Here is a 6067-nt window from a genome sequence, read left to right on the forward strand (position 1 = left end):
TGTATAAGAGACAGGGGGTTGCCCGGCCGGTCGGGGTGTCCGGTCCGGTACCCAGGGCGTACGCGATGGCCCGCTCGGGGCGGTCGTACGCGGCGCCCTCCGCCAGCGCCTCCTCGTACGCGGCCGGCCCCAGCGCCCCCGCGGACGCCTCCTCGCACCGGACATGGTGCTCGGCCAGGTGCGGCCCGAACGCGGAGATCGTCGTGCCGACGTCCTGCCACAGGGCCCGTACGCAGCCCAGCACGCGGGCCGCGCGGCCGTGGTCGCCGTCCGACGCGGTGATCCACGCGAACAGCTCCAGCATCAGCGCGACGCCCACGTAGTCGTTGAAGCCGCGCTGGATCTCCAGGGCGGCCCGGGTGAGCGCCATGCCGGACTCCGGGTCGCCGCGCACCCAGGCGTCATGGCCCAGCGCCCACAACGCGTACGAACGGCACCACCGTTCGCCGTGCGCCTCGGCTGTGGCGACCGCGTGGCGTCCCGTGTCCTCGGCGCGTGGGTCTCCCAGGTGGGCCCGGGCGACGACCAGTTGGAAGAGGGAGAACAGGACGCCCGTTCCCTCGCCCGCCGCGGTCTGGGCGGCCACCGCGTCCTCGTACCGGGAGGCGGCCTCCTCCAGCCGGCCGCGGAACAGGGCGGACGTGCCGCGCAGGCCCCGCACGTAGGCGCGGACCACGGTGTCGTCCAGCCGCTCGCCCAGCTCCTCCGCCTCGTCCAGCCTGCGGTCCGCCGAGTCGTGGTCGCCCTGCAACAGCGCCGCCCAGGCCGCGACCCACAGCGCCCTGGCGCGCGCGGGTGTGGGCTCGGGAGCCCCGGCGAGCGCACGGTCGATCCGCCGCCTCCCCTCGCCGAGGAAGCCGTCGGCGCACCAGTGGTAGCGCAGGGCGGCCACCAGGGCGAGGGATGCCTGGGCGTCGTCGTCGACGGTCGGCTCACCTCCTCCGTACTCCAGGGCCACCCGCAGGTTCCCGTGCTCGGTGCGCAGGCGGGTGAGGGCCTCTTCCTGGCCGGGGCCGTACCAGTGGGCGGCGAGGTGTTCGGCGAGCGCGCGGAAGTGGTCGCGGTGGCGGCGCAGGAGGCGGCGTTCCTCGGTGGGGCCGGACTCGGCGAGGCGTCGGCGGCCGTACTGGCGGATGGTCTCCAGCATCCGGTAACGGGCGGTGCCCTCGTGCGCGGTGCTCAGGACGACGGACTGGGCGACGAGCCGGTCGACGAGGTCCAGTACGTCCTCGCGGGGAACCCCGTCGCCGGAGCAGACACCCTCGGCCGCGTCCAGGTCGAAGCCGCCCGCGAACACCGACAGCCGGTTCCACAGGAGCCGTTCGGCCGGGGAGCACAGCTCGTAGCTCCAGTCGATCAGCGCGCGCAGGGTGCGCTGGCGCGGACGCGCGGTCCGGCTGCCGCCGGTGAGCAGCGCGAAGCGGTCCTCCAGCCGGTCCGTCACCTGCTCCACCGTGAGGGTCCGCAGCCGGGACGCGGCCAGCTCGATCGCCAGCGGCAGCCCGTCCAGCCGGGCGCACAGCCGGGTCACCGTGTCCCGGTTCGCCTCGGTGACCCGGAACTCCGGGCGGATCGCCGAGGCCCGGTCCAGCAGCAGCTCCACCGCCTCGTCGGGCACCGACAGCGGCGGCACCGTGCAGACGTGCTCGCCCCCGATGCCCAGGGTGCGGCGGCTGGTGGCCAGGATCCGCAGCCCGGGGGCGCCCGAGAGCAGGGCCTCCGCGAGCTCGGCGCAGGCGTCCACCAGGTGCTCGCAGTTGTCCAGCACGATCAGCGCCCGGCGCCGGGCCAGATGCCCGGTGAGCTGGTCGAGGACGGGCCGGGCGCCCAGGTCGGGCACGCCGAGCGCGGTCGCGGTGGCGCTCGCCACGGCCGACGGGTCTCGCACCGGGGCGAGGTCCACCAGCCACACGCCGTCCGCGAAGCCCCTGCGGGCCGCCACGGCGGCCTCCAGCGCCAGCCGGGTCTTGCCCACGCCGCCCACGCCGGTGAGCGTCAGCAGCCGCGCGGCCCCGAGCCGGCGGCGGATCTCCGCGAGGTCGCGTCGCCGGCCCACGAAGGTGGTGAGGGCGGCGGGCAGGTTGCCCGCCCCCGAGGCCGTGCCGGTGATCGTGCCGACGGTCGAGCCAGTGGTCGCGTCGATGGTCGTGTCGGTCATGGCGATGACGTCCCCTCGCCTCCCTGCCCGAGCAGCTGGAACCGTGCCGCAACGCTAAGGAAACCTGTTGGTCGGCGGCAAGCCGCAGGAGTCGTCCGTGTGAGGTGGGCACGATCAGCCGGGACGGGGGTACGCGGTGGAGAGGACCCGGACACATCGATCCGCGGGGTAGGCCGACCTGGGAAGAAGGGATCCCGATGATCTCCGAGATGGTTCTGGTGCCCACCGACAGCGCGACCCTCCCGGGCGACCTCATCGTGCCGGAGCGGGCGCGGGCGGTGGTGCTGTTCGCGCACGGCAGCGGCAGCTCCCGGCACAGCCCGCGCAACCGGATGGTGGCCGCGGAGCTGAGGGCCGCGGGACTGGGCACGCTGTTGATGGATCTGCTCAACGAGCGGGAGGAGCGCGACGACGCCACGACGGGCGAACACCGCTTCGACATCCCGTTCCTCGGTCACCGCCTGGTGGCCGCGGTCGACTGGCTGGACACGCAGCTCGACACCCGGGGCCTCCCGGTCGTCCTCTTCGGCGCCAGCACCGGCGCGGCCGCGGCTCTGGTCGCCGCCGCCGAGCGCCCGGACCGTGTGCTGACCGTGGTGTCGCGGGGCGGACGGCCCGACCTGGCCGAGGACGCCCTGGAGGCGGTACGGGTGCCGGTGCTGCTGATCGTCGGCGGTGACGACGAGGTGGTGCTGCGGCTCAACGAGGAGGCGGCGCGGCGGCTCGGCGGCCCGCACTCCGTCCACATCGTGCCGGCCGCCACCCACCTCTTCGAGGAGCCCGGTGCGCTGGAGGAGGTCGCCGTCGCCGCCCGGCAGTGGTGCGTGGAGCGCCTCAAGCCGTCGCACGGCGGCACGCGGTAGCCCGGCGGAGCAGCCAGGGGGCGCCACGCGGTCAGTGGCATGCCCCGCCGACGGTCGCATGCCCCGCCGTCAGTCGGGCGCAGGCACGTCGGTGTGCAGCCATGCGCCCTGCCGCAGCAGTTCCCGCTGGACGAGGGACGCGGACACGTCCCGCGGAGCGCGCCCCCGGCGCACCGACAGCGCCGCGCACACCCCGGCCGCCTGGCCGGTCGCCATCGCGATGGGCATCACCCGGTACGAGGAGTGCGCCACGTGCGTACCGGAGATGCAGCGCCCGGCCACCAGCAGGCGTTCGGCCCCCCGCGGCAGCAGGCAGCGCAACGGGATGTCGTAGAAGCGGCCGGTGGGCACCCGTCTGAGGAGGGTGCCGGTGCCCTCCGGGTTGTGGATGTCGACCGGGTAGGCGCCGTGGGCGATCACGTCCGGGAAGGAACGGGCGGCCAGGACGTCGTCGCCCGTCAACTGGTAGTCGCCGAGGACGCGGCGGGTCTCCCGGACACCGATGTGGGTCCCGCTCTGCACGACGTAGGAGTCCTCGAAACCGGGTACGTGCGTGCGCAGGAAGTGGTCGATCTGCTCCAGCTGCCGGCGGGCCGTGACTTCGGCCCGGGTGAGGTCCCACACGCTGGTGCCGAGCACTCTGGTGAGGCGGGTGCAGTTGACGCTGACCTCGTGCGGACGCGGGGTGGCGAAGAACAGCACGTCCTCGCGCGGCAGTTCCAGCTCGCCGTCCGCCGTGGCCTGCCGTACGAGGTCCCACAGCCCGTACACGCCGCGCCACTGGTCGGGGTGCGCGCGCACGTACTCCGCGAACCGCTCCGGCAGGAACTCCGCCACGCGGAACATCAGCGTCATCGGCTGCACCAGCCCGTCCTCCGGACGCCCGATCTCGTACGGCGCCCCGCACGCGCCCGCGATGTCACCGTCGCCCGTGCCGTCCACCACCACTGAGGCGTCGATCACGACCGGCCCGGACTTGGTCTCGAAGACCACCCGCCAGCCGTCGTCCAGGGGCAGCGCGGTGGAGGCGAAGGAGTGGAACAGCATCCGCACGCCCGCCTCGTCCATCAGATCGAGCAGGACCAGCTTGAAGATCTCCGGGTCGAACGGCACGGTGTACCCGGTCCGCGGGGACGGCGGGACGCAGCCGCCGCGCGCCGTGAGCCGGTCGAGGAGTCGCCACAGGACACCCGCGACCACCGGTTCGCCCTCGCCGTGGTCGGTGGGCAGCAGCCGGGTGACGTCCCCGGACTCGGTGAACGCGGCCTGCTTGTGCTCGTTGTGGAACGACATCAGCGGCATGACGAGCGCCACGGTCGCGTTGCCGCCGAGGAAGCCGTAGCGCTCGACGAGCACCACCTCGGCCCCCGCCTCGGCCGCCGCGATCGCGGCGGCGCATCCGGCGGGCCCACCGCCCACCACCAGGACGTCGGTACGGCCCCCGTGCCGGGCGGGCCGCGGCGGCAGCGTGACGGTACGGGGCTCTGGGGGCTCTTCCAGGATCGGCATCGGGTCCTCCGCGCCCTGGACGGGTCCGGTCCACTTGACGGCCGGTCCACTTGACGTGCCCGTCCGCGTGACGGGTCCGGTCCGCGTGACGGGTCCGGTCCACGTGGCGGTCACGCGCTCAGCGGGCGGACCTCTGACGCGACCGGCCGCGGCTGCTCCGCCTCCGCGCCCGAAGACCCGTCGATGCCGTCGATGCCGTCGAGCAGGTTCCCGCACCGGACGCAGGTCTCCTCGGCGAGCGCGCGCAGCTCCCGCACCCGGGACCGCAGTACCGCACGGCGCTGCGGATACTCGTCCCAGAGCCGGTCCACCTCCGCCAGCAGCAGCCCGGCCTGCTCGCGCGCCACCCCCACCAGAGCCGGTGCCCCGATCCGGCGCGCGAAGTCGAAGACCTTGCCGGAGTACGGCAGCGGCAGCACCGGCAGCCCGGACAGCGCCGCGAAGATCACGAAGTGCAGACGCATACCTACGGCCAGGTCCAGGTGACGCATGAAACCGAGGAGCTGGCCGGGACTGTAGGTGCCGAGCAGGATCCGCCCCTGGTCCGGGGCCGTCATGTGGGACAGCACCGCGTGGGCGTGCCGCACGTCGTGTCGCTCCATCGGCAGGAACACCACGTGCGCGTCCAGGCGCCGCACGAGGAAGTCGGCGACGTCGGCGAGCAGCGCGTGGTAGTCGCCCTCGTCCAGGTTCTCGGCCGCGCGGCCCGGCTGCCGCACCGACATGCCCACCAGACGGGCGTCGGCGGGCACGCCCTCGTCGCTCATCATCCGTTCGGTGAACGGCTCCGGTGCCAGCAGCAGCGCGGGATCCGCGGTGACGGAGAGTTCCCGCTCGACCCCGACCTCCTCCAGGACGAGCCGGGACTCCTCGTCCCGCACCACGACGTCGTCCATGTCCGCCAGTACGGTGCGCACCGCCTGCCGGTCGTCCGGCTCCCGCAGCGGTCCGGCGCCGACGGCGTAGGCGAACGTGCGTACGTCGCGTTCCTGCGCGGTCCGCATCAGCCGCAGATAGCGGCGGGCCTCGCCGTCGTAGAGGATGCCGCCGCCGCCCAGCACCAGCAGGTCGAGGCCGGACAGCGCGTCCCGTACCTGGTTGCGGCTGACGCCCTCCCAGTCCACCACCTCGTCGGCGTCGCGATGGTGGGTACGCGTGTGCTCGGCGTTCCGGCTGAAGACGACGAGCCGTGCCTGCGGGCGCCGGGCGCGCAGACAGCCCAGTACGCAGGCCAGGATGGACTCGTCGCCCATGTTGAAGCCGCCGTACGAACCGAGCAGGCCGATGCGCCGGCCGGCGGCCGTGCCCGGGGCGCCCGGCGGGAACTCCGGTGGGGCAGTGTTCATCCGTGGGGCTCCCCTCACCTCGGATTCGAGTCGGTCGGCGGAGCGGAAGCGAGTGGGGGTCCGCACCGTGCGGTGGGGGTCCGCACCATGCGGTGGGGTCCGCACCGAGCGGTGGGACGCGACGGGGGCCGGGGGCGCCGGAACACCGGGCGGCGCGCGGATGAGGCCCGTCTCTCAGCCTGGCCCAGTTC

The 6067-nt window shown here is 74.1% G+C and carries 4 protein-coding genes; 1 reads left to right on the top strand and 3 read right to left on the bottom strand.

Going from position 1 to position 6067, the window contains the following annotated elements; all coding sequences use genetic code 11:
- Positions 1–2158 (bottom strand): ATP-binding protein (locus tag FNH08_RS42400; RefSeq protein WP_152776842.1); only part of this gene is annotated, 2158 nt, incomplete at its 3' end.
- A 197-nt stretch (positions 2159–2355) separates the two neighbouring features.
- Between FNH08_RS42400 and FNH08_RS42405 the strand changes: the two genes are divergently transcribed.
- On the top strand, positions 2356–3021 hold the full coding sequence (locus tag FNH08_RS42405) for a dienelactone hydrolase family protein (RefSeq protein ID WP_152776843.1): 666 nt from the start codon (positions 2356–2358) through the stop codon (positions 3019–3021).
- 69 nt (positions 3022–3090) lie between these two features.
- On the opposite strand, the gene FNH08_RS42410 is transcribed toward FNH08_RS42405, so the two are convergent.
- Positions 3091–4530 carry an FAD-dependent oxidoreductase gene (locus FNH08_RS42410; protein ID WP_152776845.1) on the bottom strand — a complete coding sequence of 480 codons (1440 nt, stop codon included), beginning with the start codon at positions 4528–4530 and terminating at the stop codon, positions 3091–3093.
- Positions 4531–4640: 110 nt separating this feature from the next.
- Positions 4641–5876 carry a polysaccharide pyruvyl transferase family protein gene (locus FNH08_RS42415; protein ID WP_152776844.1) on the bottom strand — a complete coding sequence of 412 codons (1236 nt, stop codon included), beginning with the start codon at positions 5874–5876 and terminating at the stop codon, positions 4641–4643.
- Between the last annotated feature and the right edge of the window lie 191 nt (positions 5877–6067).

Source organism: Streptomyces spongiae (assembly GCF_009377185.1).
GTDB classification, from domain to species: domain Bacteria; phylum Actinomycetota; class Actinomycetes; order Streptomycetales; family Streptomycetaceae; genus Streptomyces; species Streptomyces spongiae.

What these genes read in the sequence shown, in the direction of transcription:
- FNH08_RS42405 (WP_152776843.1), top strand. Translation starts at nt 2,356, where the DNA reads ATGATCTCCGAGATGGTTCTGGTGCCCACCGACAGCGCGACCCTCCCG.
- FNH08_RS42410 (WP_152776845.1), bottom strand. Translation starts at nt 4,530, where the DNA reads ATGCCGATCCTGGAAGAGCCCCCAGAGCCCCGTACCGTCACGCTGCCG.
- FNH08_RS42415 (WP_152776844.1), bottom strand. Translation starts at nt 5,876, where the DNA reads ATGAACACTGCCCCACCGGAGTTCCCGCCGGGCGCCCCGGGCACGGCC.